Raw genomic sequence first — 16,972 nt, forward strand, 5'->3', positions numbered from 1 at the left:
GGGCCCACCAGGGCGGGACAAGAGTGAGCTGCATCGTCCTCGTTCACCTCATCGGCGGGGCGCGACCGGCTCCGTATCCGGCCCACCCCACCCGAGGTTGTCGCGCCCGGGAAAATTTCCGTGCAACCGTTCCGGCCCTTGGCGGGTCGTATCTGGCATCGGGCTTCCTGGGAGGGATCCGGGGGGGATGCGGAGGAAGCCCTGGGGAGGGGAAACGAGGGGCCCGGACCACGGCCGGGCCCCTCGAAATGTCACACGGCGCCCGGGGCGCGCCCGCGCGGCGTACGCCTCAGAACGGCACCCCGCACCGCAGCAGCACATTCGCGTAGGGCCGCGCCTCCCCCGTGCGCACCACCAGCCTCGCCCCCGCCGTCAGCGTCTTGAGCTCCTCGTGCGGGACCAGGTCCAGCGTGGGACGGGGGAAGAGGCGGTCGAGCAGGGCGGTCGCCCCGGCGTTGTGCGCGCGCACCTCCCGCGCCGCCGTGGCCCGTTCGACCACCAGCTCGTCCAGCAGCCCGGTGAGCACCCGCTCGAACGACGGGACCCCGGCCGTGAAGGCGAGGTCCACCACGAACGGCCCGTCCGGTATCGGAAGGCCCGCGTCGCACACCATCACCGTGTCGGTGTGGCCCAACAGGGCGATGCCCGCGCTCAGATGGCGGTTGAGGATCCCGGTCCGCTTCACAGCGCCGCCACCTCCTCGGCGGTGGGGAAGGACGCCTGCGCCCCCGGCCGGGTCACCGCGGCCGCGCCCACGCGCACCGCGAACCGCACCGCGGTCGGCAGGTCGTCGCCGACGCCCAGGCGCCAGGCGAGCGCGCCGGTGAAGGCGTCCCCGGCGCCCGTGGTGTCCACGGCCTTCACCGCGAGACTGGGCACCAGCACCGTACGGTCGCGGTCGGCCACCAGCGCGCCCTCGCCGCCGAGGGTCACCACGACCGAGCGCGGGCCGCGCGAGCGCAGGGCGTCGGCCCACTCCTCGGGGTCGTCGGAGGACCCCGCCGGGTCGTCGCTGAGCAGGAACCGCGCCTCGTGCTCGTTCACCACCAGCGGATCGCAGACGGCCAGCACATCGGCGGGCAGCGGCGCGGTCGGCGAGGGGTTGAGCACCACCCGGGGCCCGGGGCGGCCGCCGAAGCCCGCGTCCGCCGCGCGGACCACCTCGGCGACCGTCTCCAGGGGGATCTCCAGCTGCAACGACACCACCCGCGCCGCGGCCAGCAGGCTCGCGGCCGCCCGGACGTCGCCGGGGGTCAGCCGGGCGTTGGCGCCCTGGGAGACCACGATGCTGTTGTCCCCCGAGGGGTCCACGGTGATCAGCGCGACCCCGGTGGGCGCGCCGCCGACGAGGACGCCCGCGGTGTCGACCCCGGCCGTCCGCTGCGAGTCCAGCAGCAGCCGGCCGTAGTCGTCGTCGCCGACCCGGGCCAGCAGGGCCGTCCGGGCTCCCAGCCGGGCGGCGGCGACGGCCTGGTTGGCGCCCTTGCCGCCGGGGTGGACCGCCAGGTCGGAACCGAGGACGGTCTCCCCGGCCCCGGGCCGGCGGTCGACTCCGATCACCAGATCGGCGTTGGCCGACCCCACGACCAGCAGGTCGTAGTCGTGCATCCGCACGTCCTTTCGTTTGTCATTTCGCGGCCACGACCTTCACCGGCACCTTCACCATGCCGTCGATCTTCTGACCCTTGGCGGCCCTGACGGCGTTCTCCACCACCATCCGGCCCAGCTCCTCGGGCTGCTGGGCGACGGTCGCGGCGAGGGTGCCGTTCCGCACCGCCTCGAGCCCGTCCGGGGTGCCGTCGAAGCCGACGACCGCGACGGACTTGCCCGCCTTGGACCCGAGCGCCTTGACCGCGCCGAGCGCCATCTCGTCGTTCTCGGCGAAGATCCCGTCGATGCCGGGGTGGGCCTGGAGCAGATTGGTGGTCACATCGAGCCCCTTGGCCCGGTCGAAGTCGGCGGTCTGCTTGCCGACGACCTTGATGTCCGGGTACGCCTTCAGGCCCTCCGCGAAGCCCTTACCGCGCTCACGCGAGGCCGAGGTGCCGGGGGTGCCCTGTAGCACCAGGATCGTGCCCTTCTCTCCGAGCCGCTCGGCGAGCGTCTTCGCCGCCAGCTTGCCTCCCGCGATGTTGTCGGAGGCCACCAGGGTCGCGATCTTCGCCTTGTTGACGCCGCGGTCGGCGGCGAGCACCGGGATGCCCGCCTTGCCGGCGGCCCGGACCGACGGGCCCGCGGCATCGGAGTCGACCGGGTTGATGATGATCGACTTCATGTTCTGGCTGGTGAAGTTCTGGATCTGATTGGCCTGCTGGGAGGCGTCGTTCTGGGCGTCGGTGACCGTAAGGCTGATCCCGGCGCGCTTGGCCTCCTTCTGGGCGCCCGCCTTCAACTGGACGAAGAAGGGGTTGTTGAGGGTGGAGACCGACAGTCCGACCTTGGTGTCCGCGCCCCCTGAGGAGCCCGAGCGCCAGACGGAGGCGCCGAAGGCGATGGCGGCGACGACCACGGCGGCCAGCGCGAACTTGCCCGCGTTGACGGCCTTCTTACGGCCGCCACCGGACGGCCCGCCCGCCGCTGCCCCGGGTGCGCCCGGCCCGGCCCCGGCACGCCTGCGCACCGTGTCAAGCAGCACCGCGAGCGCGATGACGACACCGATGACGACCTGCTGCCAGAAGGCGGACACCTCCAGCAGGTTGAGCCCGTTGCGCAGCACCGCGAGGATCAGCGCGCCGATGAGCGTGCCGGACGCCTTACCGACGCCGCCGGACAGGCTCGCGCCGCCGATGACGACCGCGGCGATCGCGTCGAGTTCGTAGCCGACGGCCGCCTGCGGCTGCGCGGAGGACAGCCGGGAGGCGAGCACGATGCCCGCGATGGCCGCGAAACCGCCGGAGAGCGCGTAGACGACCAGCTTCTGACGGGTCACCCGGATCCCGGAGAGCCGGGCCGCCTCCTCGTTGCCGCCGATCGCGTACATGGCGCGGCCCGCGTAGGTACGGCCCAGCACACCCGCGGTGATCAGCCCCATCACGACCATCACGATCACCGGGACGGGCAGCCAGCCGCCGAGCGTGTCCCCGAGGTTCGACACCGAGTCGGGGACGGGTATCGGGCTGCCCTGGGAGATGACCAGGGCCAGGCCGCGGCCCACCGACAGCATCGCGAGCGTGGCGATGAACGGCGGCAGCTTCCCGAACGAGACCAGCGCCCCGCTGACCAGACCGCAGGCGACACCGGTGGCGACGGCCAGGAGCGCCGCGAACCAGACCGGCAGCCCCTGTGAGGTCGCGGACCAGGCGAGCACGGTGGCGGACAGCGCGGCCACCGAGCCGACCGACAGATCGATGCCCGCGGAGACGATGACGAAGGTGACACCGAAGGCGAGGATCGCGGTGACCGCCGCCTGGACGCCGACGTTGAGGAGATTGTCGGTGGTGAGGAAGTCGCCGGACAGCAGCGCCATGGCCGCCACCAGCAGCACCAGGGCGCTCAGGGCGCCGTTGTCGAGCAGCGCGCGGCGCAGCGCCGACGGGCCCCCGGGGTCCTTGGTGGCGTCAATCGTGTCAGTGGCCACGGGAGCCCTCCTTTTCCTTGCCGCCGACCTCTTCGTCGGCGCCCTTGACGTCCTTCACCGCCAGGGCCATCACGGCGTCCTGGCTCGCTTCCCGCGCGGTCAGCTCGCCCGCGATCCGGCCCTGGGCCATGACCAGGACCCGGTCGCTCATCCCCAGCACCTCGGGCAGATCGCTGGAGATCATCAGGACGGCGTGGCCGGACGCGGTGAGTTCATTGATGAGTTGGTAGATCTCGACCTTGGCGCCCACGTCGATTCCGCGGGTCGGCTCGTCGAGGATCAGCACCTTGCTGTCGGCGAGCAGCCACTTGCCGATGACGACCTTCTGCTGGTTGCCGCCGGAGAGGGTGCGCACCCGCTGGTCGAGCCCGGCCATCCGGACGGCCAGCCGCTCGGCGACACCGGCCGCCGCGCGCCGCTGGGCGGCCCGGTCGACCAGCCCGCCGCGGGTGGCGGCGCGCAGTGTGACCAGGCCCAGGTTCTCCTGTACGGAGCCGTCCAGGACCAGCCCCTGGCCCTTGCGGTCCTCGGGGACGAGGCCGATCCCGGCCCGCATGGCGGCCACCACGTCCTGGCGGGGCAGCGGGTGGCCGAGCACCTCGACGGAGCCGGAGTCGTACGGGTCGGCGCCGAACAGCGCCCGTACGACCTCCGTACGGCCCGCGCCGACCAGCCCGGCAAGGCCCACCACCTCCCCGGCGCGGACCTCGAAGCCGATGTCCTGGAAGCTGCCGTTCCGGGTGAGCCCCCGGACCTTCAGCAGGGGCTCACCGGCGTCCCCGCGCTCGCGCGGGTACTGCTGCTCGATGGAGCGGCCCACCATCAGCCGCACCAGCTCGTCCCGGTCGGTGGCGGCCGGTACCTGGGTGACGCTGCGGCCGTCGCGCAGCACGGTGACGCGGTCGCCCAGGGCGGCGATCTCCTCCAGGTGATGGGTGATGAAGACGACGCCCACACCGTCCGCGCGCAGTGCGCGCACGATCCGGAAGAGCTTGTCGACCTCCTCGGTGGTGAGCACGGCGGTCGGCTCGTCCATGATCAGGACGCGCGCCTCCAGGCTCAGCGCCTTGGCGATCTCCACCATCTGGAGCCGGGCGATGCCGAGGTCCCGGACGCGGGTCCGGGGCGAGACATCCACCCCGACGCGGGCCAGCAGCTCGGCGGCGCGCGCGTCCATCGCCTTACGGTCGATCATGCCGAAGCGGCGCGGCTGACGGCCCAGGAAGATGTTCTCGGCCACGGTGAGGTCAGGGACGAGGTTGAACTCCTGGTAGATGGTGGCGATCCCGAGCCGCTCGGCGTCCTGCGCGCTGTTGATGCGCACCGGCTCGCCGTCGACCAGGATCCGCCCGCCGTCGGGGCGGTGCGCCCCGGAGACCATCTTGATCAGCGTGGACTTGCCGGCGCCGTTCTCGCCCAGGAGGACGTGCACTTCGCCCCGGCGCAGATCGAAGTCCACCCCGTCCAGCGCGATCACCCCGGGGAAGGTCTTGCGGACCCCCTCCATGCGCAGCAGCTCCGCCCCGGTGTCACCCGCGGACGCGCCCTTGGGCGCCGGGCCAGGTGAGCCGGGCGCCGCGGCCGCGGACGGGCCGACGGCGCCACCCGGGATCCCGGCCTCGGCGTCCGCCCGCGCGGACCCCGTGTCTCCTTCCGGGGTCCCGGCGTTGGGAGTCGACACACTGTCGGGGGAGGGCGTGGAGGTGGGGGACGTGGCGCCCGGGGGCGTGGGGTCCGCGTTCGGCGCGGGGGAGGACCGCTCGGACTCGGCACTCATGGCTTGCTCCCTTCGGGCTCGCCGCACGAGCGGCGGGCGACCAGACGCGCGGACAGGGTCACCGACTCGGCGGGCCGCCCCTCGACGAGATCGATCAGCGCGCGTACGGCGGCATGGCCGAGCGCCCCGGTCGGCTGGGCGATGGCGGTGATCGGCGGATCGGTGTGGACGAACCAGGGGATGTCGTCGAACGCGGCGAGCGCCACATCGTCCGGCACCCGCAGGCCCCGCGCGCGGATCTCGTCCATGGCGCCGAGCGCCATCAGGTTGTCCGCGGCGAAGATCGCGTCCGGCGGATGCGGCAGATCGAGGAAGCGGGCGGTCACCCGGCGGCCGCTGTCCGCCTGGAAGTCCCCCTGGCCGATGTGGTTTTCGTGCAGCTCCAGGCCGAACTCGGCCAGCGCGGAGCGGAAGGCGTCCACCCGTTCGCGGCCGGTCGTGGTGGCCGCCGGGCCCGCGATGATCGCGACCCGGCGGTGGCCAAGGGCGCACAGATGGGCCACCAGAGCGCGGATGGCCGCCCGCCCGTCGGTGCGGATCACCGGCACCCGGTCCAGGCCCTCGCCCTCGATCCAGCGGTCGACGAAGACCATGGGGGTGCCGGCGCGGGCGGCGGCCAGCATCATCGGGGAACCGCCGTCGGTGGGGCTGACCAGCAGTCCGTCTATGCGGCGGTCCATGAGGGTACGCACATGGTGGTCCTGGAGGTCGGGCCGCTCGTCGGCGTTGCCGATGATCACGCTGTAGTCCAGCTCGCGGGCGGCGTCCTCGACCGAACGGGCCAGCTCGGTGAAGAAGGGATTCAGCACATCGCTGATGACCAGGCCCAGGGTCCGGGTCTGATCGGTGCGCAGTGAGCGGGCCACCGCGTTGGGGCGATAGCCGAGGTCGGCGACCGCGGCGAGCACCCGTTCGCGGGTGTCCGTGCGAACGGAGGGGTGGTCATTGAGCACCCGTGAGACCGTTGCCACGGAGACTCCGGCACGCCGCGCCACATCTTTGATGGCCGGCATCGTCCACCTCCTTGTGGAATCGATTACATGGAATTGGAATCGATTACATTCGGTGGGGCAAGAGGTCGGCCCACGCTGCAACCGGATCGTGATATTCCGGGTGCTCAGGACCCCCTGGGAGCGTTGTCCACAGGCCCGAACCACCTGTCGGCTCCCGGCGGTACGGTCGAGGCATGCTCAAACTCGCGGTGGTCGAAGGGGTCCTGGAGCGGATCACCTACGCCAATGAGGAAAACGGCTATACGGTCGCCCGGGTCGACACCGGCCGTGGCTCCGGCGATCTGCTCACCGTCGTCGGCTCGCTGCTGGGCGCCCAGCCGGGCGAGTCGCTGCGCATGGAGGGCCGCTGGGGTTCCCATCCGCAATATGGCAAACAGTTCACGGTCGAGAATTACCAGACCGTCCTCCCCGCCACCGTCCAGGGCATCCGGCGCTATCTCGGCTCGGGCCTGATCAAGGGCATCGGCCCCCGGATCGCCGACCGGATCACCGAGCACTTCGGCATCGACACCCTCGATGTCATCGAGGAGCGGCCGGAGCGGCTGATCGAGGTCCCGGGCCTGGGCCCCAAGCGCACCAAGATGATCGCCGCCGCCTGGGAGGAGCAGAAGGCCATCAAGGAGGTGATGGTCTTCCTCCAGGGGGTGGGCGTCTCCACCTCCATCGCGGTGCGGATCTACAAAAAGTATGGCGACGCGTCGATTTCGATCGTGAAGAACCAGCCGTACCGGCTGGCGGCCGACGTCTGGGGCATCGGCTTCCTCACCGCCGACAAGATCGCCCAGTCGGTCGGCATCCCCCATGACAGCCCCGACCGGGTGAAGGCCGGTCTCCAGTACGCGCTGTCCCAGTCCGCCGACCAGGGCCACTGCTATCTCCCCGAGGAGCAACTCATCGCGGACGCCGTGAAGTTGCTCCAGGTGGACACCGGCCTGGTCATCGACTGTCTGGGCGAGCTCGCCGCCGAGGAGGAGGGCGTGGTGCGCGAGCCGGTCCCGGGCCCGGAGGGCGGCGAGCCGATCTCCGCCGTCTATCTGGTGCCCTTCCACCGCGCCGAGATCTCCCTCGCGGGCCAGGCGCTGCGGCTGCTGCGCACCGAGGAGGACCGGATGCCCGCCTTCCAGGGCGTGGACTGGGACAAGGCGCTGGGCTGGCTGGCGAGCCGCACCGGCGCCGATCTGGCGCCCGAGCAGAGCCAGGCGGTGCGGCTCGCGCTGACCGAGAAGGTCGCGGTGCTCACCGGTGGGCCGGGCTGCGGCAAGTCCTTCACCGTGCGGTCCGTGGTGGAGCTCGCCCGCGCCAAGCAGGCCAAGGTGGTGCTCGCGGCGCCCACCGGCCGGGCCGCCAAGCGGCTGTCCGAGCTGACCGGCGCCGAGGCGTCCACCGTCCACCGGCTGCTGGAGCTCAAGCCCGGCGGGGACGCGGCGTACGACAGGGACCGCCCGCTCGACGCGGATCTCGTGGTGGTCGACGAGGCGTCCATGCTCGATCTGCTGCTGGCCAACAAGCTGGCCAAGGCGGTTCCGCCCGGTGCCCATCTGCTCTTCGTCGGGGATGTGGACCAGCTGCCCAGCGTGGGCGCCGGCGAGGTGCTGCGCGATCTGCTGGCCCCCGGCAGCCCCGTCCCGGCGGTGCGGCTGACCCGGATCTTCCGCCAGGCCCAGCAGTCCGGGGTGGTCACCAACGCCCACCGGATCAACGAGGGGGTGCCGCCGGTCACCCAGGGCCTGTCGGATTTCTTTCTCTTCGTCGAGGACGACACCGAGGAGGCCGGGCGGCTCACGGTCGATGTCGCGGCCCGCCGCATCCCCGCGAAGTTCGGCCTCGACCCCCGCCGTGACGTGCAGGTTCTGGCCCCGATGCACCGGGGCCCGGCGGGCGCCGGCACGCTCAACGGACTGCTTCAGCAGGCCATCACCCCGGCCCGCCCGGACGTCCCGGAGCGCCGCTTCGGCGGCCGGGTCTTCCGGGTCGGCGACAAGGTGACCCAGATCCGTAACAATTATGAGAAAGGGGCCAACGGGGTCTTCAACGGCACGGTTGGCGTCGTCACCTCACTCGACACCGATGAGCAGCGGCTGACCGTGCGGACGGACGAGGACGAGGAGGTACCGTACGACTTCGACGAGCTGGACGAGCTGGCTCATGCCTATGCGGTGACCATCCATCGGTCCCAGGGCAGTGAGTACCCGGCCGTCGTGATTCCGGTGACCACCGGGGCCTGGATGATGTTGCAACGCAACCTCCTGTACACGGCCGTGACCCGTGCCAAGCGCCTTGTGGTGCTGGTCGGCTCGCGCCGTGCGCTCGGGCAGGCGGTGCGCACCGTCTCGGCGGGGAGGCGTTGTACCGCGCTGGATCACCGACTCGGCGGCGATGTGAGAGTCGAGCGTGTCAAGAGGGTTTCCGAACGATGACGAACGGGGCAGGATGGCCGTGAAGGCGGCACTGAGTGCCGCCAAAAGGCTCTTCAGCCGACCCCGAGTGCACGATCGCGACCCGAGTAGGGGAAGGTGGGGGGAGTCAGGGCACCTCGAAGAAGAGAACCAGACGTCGGTGAGGGATGACGTGAGCGACAACTCTGTAGTACTGCGGTACGGGGACGGCGAGTATGCGTACCCGGTGGTCGACAGCACCGTCGGCGACAAGGGCTTCGATATCGGCAAGCTGCGCGCCCAGACCGGTCTGGTGACCCTGGATTCCGGTTATGGCAATACCGCCGCGTACAAATCCGCGATCACCTATCTGGACGGTGAGCAGGGCATCCTGCGTTATCGGGGCTACCCCATCGAGCAGCTGGCGGAGCGCGCCTCCTTCCTGGAGACGGCCTTCCTGCTGATCAACGGGGAGCTGCCGACCGTCGATGAACTGGCGGCCTTCCGCGAGGACATCACCCGCCACACCCTGCTCCATGAGGACGTCAAGCGGTTCTACGACGGCTTCCCGCGTGACGCCCACCCGATGGCGATGCTGTCCTCCGTGGTCAGCGCGCTGTCGACGTTCTACCAGGACAGCCACAACCCCTTCGACGAGAAGCAGCGCAACCTCTCGACGATCCGGCTGCTGGCCAAGTTGCCGACCATTGCCGCCTATGCGTACAAGAAGTCGGTCGGCCACCCCTTTGTCTACCCGCGTAACGACCTCGGTTATGTCGAGAACTTCCTCCGGATGACCTTCTCGGTCCCTGCGCAGGAGTACGACCTCGACCCGATCGTGGTCTCCGCGCTCGACAAGCTGTTGATTCTGCACGCCGACCACGAGCAGAACTGTTCGACCTCCACGGTCCGGCTGGTCGGCTCCTCGCAGGCCAATATGTTCGCCTCCATCTCGGCGGGCATCAACGCCCTGTGGGGCCCCCTGCACGGCGGCGCCAACCAGTCCGTGCTGGAGATGCTCGAGGGCATCCAGGCGTCGGGCGGCGACGTCGACACCTTCATCCGCAAGGTGAAGAACAAGGAAGACGGCGTGAAGCTCATGGGCTTCGGGCACCGCGTCTACAAGAACTTCGACCCCCGGGCGAAGATCATCAAGTCGGCGGCGCACGATGTCCTCTCCGCGCTCGGCAAGTCCGACGAACTGCTTGACATCGCGCTCAAGCTGGAGGAGCACGCCCTCGCGGACGACTACTTCGTCTCCCGCAAGCTGTACCCGAACGTGGACTTCTACACCGGTCTGATCTACCGGGCGATGGGCTTCCCGACGGAGATGTTCACCGTGCTGTTCGCGCTCGGCCGGCTGCCGGGCTGGATCGCCCAGTGGCACGAGATGATCAAGGAGCCGGGCTCCCGCATCGGCCGCCCGCGCCAGATCTACACGGGCGTCGTCGAGCGCGACTTCGTCCCGGTCGAGGAGCGCTAAGCACAATCGCGTCCCCGGGTGCCCCCGTCCTGATTGGGTCGGGGGCATCCGTGCGTTCACGTCACTGGGCGCTTGGTTCTTCCGGCGAGTGAGCCGAAGGGGCGCGTCGCTGTCGAAAGGGAGAGCGCGCGGAGGCCCCTGAGGAACGAAGGGGCCGAGCACGGTCGACCGTCGACAGCGGCACAAGCGCCCCGGAGGCGAACCGAGCCTCAAAAAAATACCGAGAAGCGCCCCGCTTCCGATCCCCCCACGGGTCGGAGCGGGGCGCTCCCCTTGCCCCGGAGCGGATTCCCCCCACGGGATCCGGCCGGGCGTCTACGGGCCCTTGCGGGCCGTTGGGCGACGCGATCTGCCGGGACGCGTACCTACGGGAGGGCCGCTCAAAGCTCCCCGAGTACGTCGTCCCGGCTACGCGTAGCGGGATACGTCCCCCAAGACGAATCCCCACCGTCCCATTAGACTCGCGACCCCCCTCGATGGTTACGTTGGGTTGCCTGTGATCTGCGTCTCTTGCCATAAGGGCCATAAAAGGGCAAGAGCCTCGATTTGAAGATCGAGGCTCCGCCGTATGGGTGTTGTGCGGCTTATGGGGACTTGGTGAATCTATGTGGACGCTGTGAAGGTCCGCAGTCGCAGACTGTTCGTCACCACGAACACGGACGAGAACGCCATGGCCGCTCCCGCGATCATCGGATTCAGCAGTCCGGCCGCCGCGAGCGGCAGCGCGGCGACGTTGTAGCCGAAGGCCCAGAAGAGGTTGCCCTTGATGGTGCCGAGCGTACGCCGTGCCAGCCGGATCGCGTCCGCCGCCACCCGCAGATCGCCCCGGACCAGGGTCAGATCCCCGGACTCGATGGCCGCGTCCGTGCCCGTGCCCATCGCGAGCCCGAGGTCGGCGATGGCGAGGGCGGCCGCGTCATTGACCCCGTCGCCCACCATGGCGACCGTACGGCCCTCGCCCTGTAGCCGCTTCACGACGTCCACTTTGTCCTGCGGCAGCACCTCGGCGATCACCTCGTCGATGCCGACCTCGCGGGCCACCGATTCGGCGACGAGCCTGTTGTCGCCGGTCAGGAGCATCGGAGTGAGGCCGAGCGCCCGCAGCTGGGCGACCGCCTCGGCGCTGGTCTCCTTGATGGCGTCGGCCACCAGGAGGACGCCGCGCGCCTCACCGTCCCAGGCCACCGCGACCGCCGTCCGCCCCTCGGACTCGGCCGCCGCCTTGGCGGCCGCCAGGTCCTCGGGCAGCTCGATGGCCCATGCGCCGAGCAGCTTCTCGCGGCCGACCAGCACCGCATGGCCGTCCACCACGCCCTGGACGCCGAGGCCGGGCTCGGACCGGAAGTCCGCGGGCACCGGGAGGTCGCCGACGCGTTCGGCCGCGCCGTCCGCGATGGCGCGTGCGATGGGATGCTCCGAGGCGTGCTCCAGGGCGCCCGCGAGCCGCAGCAGCTCCTCCTCGTCCACACCGGGCGCCGTGACGGCCCCGTGCAGCCGCATCTGCCCGGCCGTCACCGTGCCGGTCTTGTCCAGGACCACGGTGTCCACCTGGCGGGTCGACTCCAGCACCTCGGGCCCCTTGATCAGGATGCCCAGCTGGGCGCCGCGGCCGGTGCCGACCATGAGCGCGGTCGGGGTGGCCAGGCCCAGGGCGCAGGGGCAGGCGATGATCAGGACGGCGACGGCCGCGGTGAAGGCGGCGGCCGTGTCGCCCGTGGTGAGCAGCCAGCCCAGCAGGGTGCCGACGGCGATCAGCAGCACGATCGGTACGAAGATCCCCGAGACCCGGTCGGCGAGCCGCTGTACCTCGGCCTTGCCGTTCTGCGCGTCCTCGACCAGCTTGGCCATGCGGGACAGCTGGGTGTCCGCGCCCACCCGGGTGGCCTCGACCACGATCCGGCCCGCCGTGTTGACGGTCGCGCCCGTCACCGGGTCGCCGGCCGCCACGTCCAACGGCACCGATTCGCCGGTGAGCATCGAGGCGTCCACGGCGGAGGAGCCCTCGACCACCGTGCCATCGGTGGCGATCTTCTCGCCGGGGCGCACCACGAAGTGGTCGCCTACGGCCAGCTCGCCGACGGGGATCCGTACCTCGCGCCCGACCCGTCCAACGCCCTCGGCCGGGAGCGCTTCGTGCCCGCCCTCCTCGTACCGGAGCACGGCCACGTCCTTGGCGCCGAGCTCCAGCAGTGCGCGCAGCGCCGCGCCCGCCCGCCGCTTGGACTTCGCCTCCAGATAGCGGCCGAGGAGGATCAGCGCGGTCACCCCGGCCGCCGCCTCCAGATAGATCGAGGACGATCCGTCGGTGCGGGAGACGGTCAGCTCGAAGCCGTGGCGCATACCGGTCATGCCCGCGTCGCCGAAGAACAGCGCCCACAGGGACCAGCCGAGGGCCGCCAGGGTGCCGATGGAGACGAGGGTGTCCATGGTGGCCGCGCCGTGCCGGGCGTTCGTCCAGGCGGCCTTGTGGAAGGGCGCACCGCCCCAGACGACCACGGGCGCGGCGAGGGTGAGCGAGAGCCACTGCCAGTTGTCGAACTGGAGGGAGGGCACCATCGCCAGCACCACGACGGGCAGGGAGAGGAGGATCGAGACGAGCGTGCGGTGGCGCAGGGAGGTCGATTCGCCCTCGCCGCGCGGGTCGGTCCGCGGGGCGCCTGAGTCCTCGGCGGCGCGGGGCTCGGGCACGGCGGGGCGCGGTTCCTCGGCGGTGTACCCGGTTTTGACGACCGTGGCGATCAGGTCGGCGACCTCGAGCCCCTCGCCGTAGGTCACCTTGGCCTTCTCGGTGGCGAAGTTCACCGTGGCGGTGACGCCGTCGAGGCGGTTGAGCTTCTTCTCGATGCGCGCGGCGCAGGACGCACAGGTCATACCGCCGATGGCGAGCTCGACCTGGGAGGTCCCACCGGCCGTCGCCGCGGTGTCGGCGACGGGCCCGACGGGGGGTGCCGTGCTGGTCATGTCTGGTCTCCTGGGAGGAGGGCCGGGCCGTACGGCGACTGTATGAGCAGGGCGGCACGGTCCGGCTGAGGTTTGGTGGGGGCTCGCTCAGGCCCGGCCGGCGAGCTCGTAGCCCGCCTCGTCCACGGCGGCGCGGACGGTCTCGTCGTCCAGCGGGGCCGCCGAGACCACGGTGACCTGGCCGGTGGACGCCACGGCCTTGACGGAGGTGACGCCGTCGAGGGCACCGATCTCCTCGGAAACCGCGCCTTCGCAGTGGCCGCAGGTCATACCGGTCACCTGGTAGACGGTGGTGACTGCCTCGGGGCTCATGGGGTTCTCCTGTGTGGGGTGGGCGTGACGGTCGGTGCGCAGGAGGCGCCGGAATGCCTCAGCGACTCCTGACACTGCTCACTCTATACCCCTAGGGGGTATCGATGGAAGCCGGTGGTGCGCCGGTCTGTGACGGGTGTGCCGCGCCCGCGCGCACCCCTCCCCGGTCCGGGGACGGTGAGGCGGTGGGGGAGGGGGCGCGGCCCAGGGTCAGAGGCGGGCGGAGGTTCTCCCGGTGCCGAGCGTCGGGGCGAGATAGCCGTGCAGAGCGGTCTTCAGCTCCCCGATGTACACCTCTCGTTCCGCGCCCTCATGGTCGAGGATCAGCGTCAGACCGGCCTTGAACAGGCCGAACGACATGGTCGCGATGTGGGTGCGGCGCTCGGGGGAGAGGGCGGGGTTGCGCAGGCCGATCAGGTCGGAGATGCGGTCCCGGATCGAGTCGTGCACGGCGGCGTGCTCTTCGAGGAAGTTGCCCGGTGTGTCGGCGGAGTGGAGCAGGGTCAGGAACGCGGGGTTCGCACAGTTGAACTCGATCATCGGATCGAGGACGGTGTCGAGCAGCTCGTCGAGGGGCAGCGTGGCGTTCTCGGGGGTGAAGACCACCCCGTGGGTCTCCTGCATCTGGCGGGTGAGGCGCTCGCCGAGCTCGACGGCGATCGCCTCCTTGTTCGGGAAGAACTGGTACAGCGTGCCGGGGGAGACCCCGGCCTCGCGGGCGATGGCGTTGGTGCTCGCCGAGGTGTAGCCGGCGCGGCAGAAGACGCTGGCGGCGGCGTCGAGCAACTGCTGGATCCGGCGCTCGCCGCGCGCCTGCCTGCGGCGCGGCTTGGCCGTCTCGTCGCGTTGGCCCGCCTTGCTCTCGCTCACCTGTGTTCCCGTTCTCCGTGTTCGATTGACAAACACGAGCGCCCGCTCGCATTCTTGAGAAACGCGAGCGGTCGCTCGTGTTTACCGCCCATGGTAATTCAACGACCCATGCTGCTTACGGACATATGAAGGCAGCATGGGGCACAGGTGAAGGGGACACCGCGCCATGACCGATGTCAACCGCCCGCCCGAGGACCGGATCGGAGGGTGGACCCGCCTGGTCACCGCGCGACCCCGGCTGTCCCTGCTAATCGCTCTGATCTTCACGGCGCTGGCCGTGGTGGCCGGGAGCGGCGTCGCCGACCGCATGGGAAGCGGCGGCTGGGAGGACCCCGCGTCCGAGTCCGCGTATGCCACCAAGGCGCTGGAGAAGCGCTTCCCCGCCTCCCAGCCCAATCTGATCCTGCTCGTCGACAGCGGCCGGAAGACCGTGGACGATCCGGCGGTCGCCGCCGAGGGCCGGGCGCTCGCCAAGAAGCTCTCGGGCGAGAAGTCGGTCACCGGTGTCACCTCCTACTGGGCCACCGGCGCCCCCTCGCTGCGCGCCCGCGACCAGGGCGAGGCGATCATCGCCGCGCGGATCGTGGGCGATGAATCGGCCGCCAACAAAACGCTGGAGCGCATAGCGCCCCACTACCGGGGCGCCCACGGCCCGGTCGAGGTGTCGCTCGGCGGGATGGTCGCGGTCCGCCATGAGCTGCAAACCACCATCCAGGAGGATCTGCTGCGGGCCGAGATGATCGCCCTGCCCATCACCCTGGTGCTGCTCGTGATGGTCTTCGGCAGCGCCGTGGCCGCCCTGCTGCCGCTTGGCGTGGGCATCGTCGCCATCCTCGGCACCGACGCGGTGCTGCGCGGGCTCACCGAGTTCACCGATGTCTCGGTCTTCGCGCAGAACCTGACCACCGCGCTCGGCCTCGGACTCGCCATCGACTACGCCCTGTTCATCGTGCGCCGGTTCCGGGAGGAGCTGGCCCAGGGCGCCGAGAAGCTGCCCGCCGTCGCGGCCACGCTGCGCACCGCCGGGCGCACCGTGCTCTTCTCCGCGCTGACCGTCGCCGCCTCGCTCGCCGCGATGCTCGTCTTCCCGCAGTACTTCCTGCGCTCCTTCGCCTATGCGGGGATCGCGGTGGTGCTGATCGCCGCCATCGCCGCCCTGGTGGTCCTGCCCGCGGCGCTCATCCTCCTGGGCGACCGGGTCAACGCACTGGATCTCACCCGACTGCTGCGCCGCGGCCGTCCCTCCCGCGGCGGGGAGCCCGGGGCGGGCTGGGCGCGGCTCGCCCGGCTGGTGATGCGGCGCGCCCCGCTGTTCGCGCTGGCCACCGTCGCCGGTCTGGTCGCGCTGGGACTGCCGTTCCTGAGGGTGGAGTTCGGCACCGCGGACGACCGCCAGCTGCCGTCGAGCGCCGAGTCCCATGTGGTGCAGCAGCACATCAGGGAGGGGTTCCCCGGCGGTCCCGGGGGTGCGGTGGAGGTCCTCGCCGAGGGCGGGACCGGCACCAAGGCCCTCGCCGACTACAGCGCCAAGGTCTCCGCCCTCCCCGATGTGCTGCGGGTGGACAGCCCGGCGGGCCGGTTCGCGGACGGGCGGCGGGTGGCCGAGCCGGGGCCGGCGGAGGCGGCGCGTCAAGCTGGTGGCTCGGCGGACATCACCGTGCTGCCCAAGGGCGAGGCCGTGGACTCCGCCAGCCAGGACCTGGTGCAGAGAATCCGCGCCCAGGAGCCGTCGTTCACCACCTCGGTGACCGGCACCGCCGCCGTTCTGGTGGACACCAAGGACTCCATAGCCGACCGGCTGCCCTGGGCCGGCGGCATCATCGTCGCCGTCACCCTGCTGCTGGTCTTCCTGCTCACCGGGAGCGTGCTGATACCGATTCAGTCCGTGCTGCTCAACGCGCTCAGTCTGACCGCGATGTTCGGCGCGGTGGTGTGGGTCTTCCAGGACGGGCATCTGTCCGGTCCGCTCTCCTTCACCACCTCCGGCAGTATCGAGACCACGCTGCCCGTTCTGATGTTCTGTGTCGCCTTCGGGCTCTCCATGGACTACGGAGTCTTTCTGCTCTCCCGGATCAAGGAGGAGTACGACCGCACCGGGGACCATCAGGCGGCCGTCGAGTTCGGACTGCGGCGCACCGGTGGCCTGATCACGGCGGCGGCGCTGATCCTCGCCGTGGTGATGGTGGGCATCGGCACCTCGCGGGTCACCAACACCAAGATGCTGGGGCTGGGCATCGCGCTGGCCGTGCTGATGGACGCGATGGTGGTGCGCGGGCTGCTGGTGCCGGCGGTGATGAAGCTGACCGGCCGGGCCACCTGGTGGGCCCCCGGACCGCTGCGCCGGCTGCACGCCCGGTTCGGGCTGAGCGAGGGGGAGTCCGCTCCCTCCGGAAGCGGTAAGGACATCGCCACCGGAGCCGACGGCGGCGCCGACGGTCGGTGCCGGGGCAAGGGCGGGCCTCGCGCCGGGGACGGGTCCCATGGCGAGGACGGGCTTCATGGAGAGGGGGAGAAGGTGCGGGACCGGGTGAGTACGGGCCGCTGACGGGCGATGTGGATCCGGCACCGCTGGGCGCTCCGCTGGAAGTACGCTGAGCTGCCGTC

The 16,972-nt window shown here is 70.9% G+C and carries 11 protein-coding genes; 3 read left to right on the forward strand and 8 right to left on the reverse strand.

From position 1 onward, the window contains the following. Positions 1-289: 289 nt before the first annotated feature. The 5 genes from rbsD to AB0E24_RS29730 form a co-directional block, all read right to left on the reverse strand. Positions 290-685, reverse strand: coding sequence for a D-ribose pyranase (gene rbsD, locus AB0E24_RS29710; protein WP_069864078.1), 396 nt, complete (start codon positions 683-685; stop codon positions 290-292). Beyond that, the gene (rbsK, locus tag AB0E24_RS29715; RefSeq protein WP_069864080.1) at positions 682-1,608 is read right to left on the reverse strand and encodes a ribokinase; all 927 of its coding nucleotides are present in this window, start codon (positions 1,606-1,608) and stop codon (positions 682-684) included. The genes rbsD and rbsK overlap by 4 nt, the downstream gene beginning before the upstream one ends. Positions 1,609-1,627: 19 nt before the next feature. Then, on the reverse strand, positions 1,628-3,577 hold the full coding sequence (locus tag AB0E24_RS29720; protein WP_069864082.1) for an ABC transporter permease/substrate-binding protein: 1,950 nt from the start codon (positions 3,575-3,577) through the stop codon (positions 1,628-1,630). Continuing rightward, positions 3,567-5,084, reverse strand: a complete 1,518-nt coding sequence (locus AB0E24_RS29725) for a sugar ABC transporter ATP-binding protein (RefSeq protein ID WP_093707465.1) — start codon at positions 5,082-5,084, stop codon at positions 3,567-3,569. Before AB0E24_RS29725 ends, AB0E24_RS29720 begins: the two co-directional genes overlap by 11 nt. A gap of 266 nt (positions 5,085-5,350) precedes the next feature. Continuing rightward, positions 5,351-6,367 (reverse strand): LacI family DNA-binding transcriptional regulator, encoded by a 1,017-nt coding sequence (locus AB0E24_RS29730; RefSeq protein ID WP_359381544.1) that lies wholly within the window; start codon positions 6,365-6,367, stop codon positions 5,351-5,353. 173 nt (positions 6,368-6,540) lie between these two features. Between AB0E24_RS29730 and recD2 the strand changes: the two genes are divergently transcribed. Next, a complete protein-coding gene (gene recD2 / locus AB0E24_RS29735; RefSeq protein WP_069864088.1) occupies positions 6,541-8,784 on the forward strand; it encodes an SF1B family DNA helicase RecD2 in 2,244 nt (747 codons plus the stop codon). Between the two features lie 151 nt (positions 8,785-8,935). Further along, a complete protein-coding gene (locus tag AB0E24_RS29740; protein WP_069864091.1) occupies positions 8,936-10,225 on the forward strand; it encodes a citrate synthase in 1,290 nt (429 codons plus the stop codon). A 603-nt stretch (positions 10,226-10,828) separates the two neighbouring features. Here AB0E24_RS29740 and AB0E24_RS29745 read toward each other — a convergent pair. The 3 genes from AB0E24_RS29745 to AB0E24_RS29755 all read right to left on the reverse strand — a co-directional run bounded on the left by AB0E24_RS29745 (position 10,829) and on the right by AB0E24_RS29755 (position 14,368). Beyond that, complete coding sequence (locus AB0E24_RS29745) at positions 10,829-13,186, reverse strand: heavy metal translocating P-type ATPase (protein ID WP_359381548.1); 2,358 nt, start codon at positions 13,184-13,186, stop codon at positions 10,829-10,831. Positions 13,187-13,273: 87 nt separating this feature from the next. Next, a complete protein-coding gene (locus AB0E24_RS29750) occupies positions 13,274-13,498 on the reverse strand; it encodes a heavy-metal-associated domain-containing protein (RefSeq protein ID WP_087684215.1) in 225 nt (74 codons plus the stop codon). Positions 13,499-13,708: 210 nt separating this feature from the next. Continuing rightward, positions 13,709-14,368, reverse strand: a complete 660-nt coding sequence (locus AB0E24_RS29755; protein WP_359381552.1) for a TetR family transcriptional regulator — start codon at positions 14,366-14,368, stop codon at positions 13,709-13,711. A 166-nt stretch (positions 14,369-14,534) separates the two neighbouring features. On the opposite strand from AB0E24_RS29755, the gene AB0E24_RS29760 reads away from it, so the two are divergent. Continuing rightward, a complete protein-coding gene (locus AB0E24_RS29760; RefSeq protein WP_359381554.1) occupies positions 14,535-16,913 on the forward strand; it encodes an MMPL family transporter in 2,379 nt (792 codons plus the stop codon). Positions 16,914-16,972: the final 59 nt, after the last annotated feature.

It is taken from the genome of Streptomyces malaysiensis subsp. malaysiensis, from assembly GCF_040653035.1.
GTDB lineage: Bacteria > Actinomycetota > Actinomycetes > Streptomycetales > Streptomycetaceae > Streptomyces > Streptomyces malaysiensis.

What these genes read in the sequence shown, in the direction of transcription:
- rbsK (WP_069864080.1), bottom strand. Translation starts at nt 1,608, where the DNA reads ATGCACGACTACGACCTGCTGGTCGTGGGGTCGGCCAACGCCGATCTG.
- AB0E24_RS29725 (WP_093707465.1), bottom strand. Translation starts at nt 5,084, where the DNA reads ATGGAGGGGGTCCGCAAGACCTTCCCCGGGGTGATCGCGCTGGACGGG.
- AB0E24_RS29730 (WP_359381544.1), bottom strand. Translation starts at nt 6,367, where the DNA reads ATGCCGGCCATCAAAGATGTGGCGCGGCGTGCCGGAGTCTCCGTGGCA.
- recD2 (WP_069864088.1), top strand. Translation starts at nt 6,541, where the DNA reads ATGCTCAAACTCGCGGTGGTCGAAGGGGTCCTGGAGCGGATCACCTAC.
- AB0E24_RS29745 (WP_359381548.1), bottom strand. Translation starts at nt 13,186, where the DNA reads ATGACCAGCACGGCACCCCCCGTCGGGCCCGTCGCCGACACCGCGGCG.
- AB0E24_RS29750 (WP_087684215.1), bottom strand. Translation starts at nt 13,498, where the DNA reads ATGAGCCCCGAGGCAGTCACCACCGTCTACCAGGTGACCGGTATGACC.
- AB0E24_RS29760 (WP_359381554.1), top strand. Translation starts at nt 14,535, where the DNA reads ATGACCGATGTCAACCGCCCGCCCGAGGACCGGATCGGAGGGTGGACC.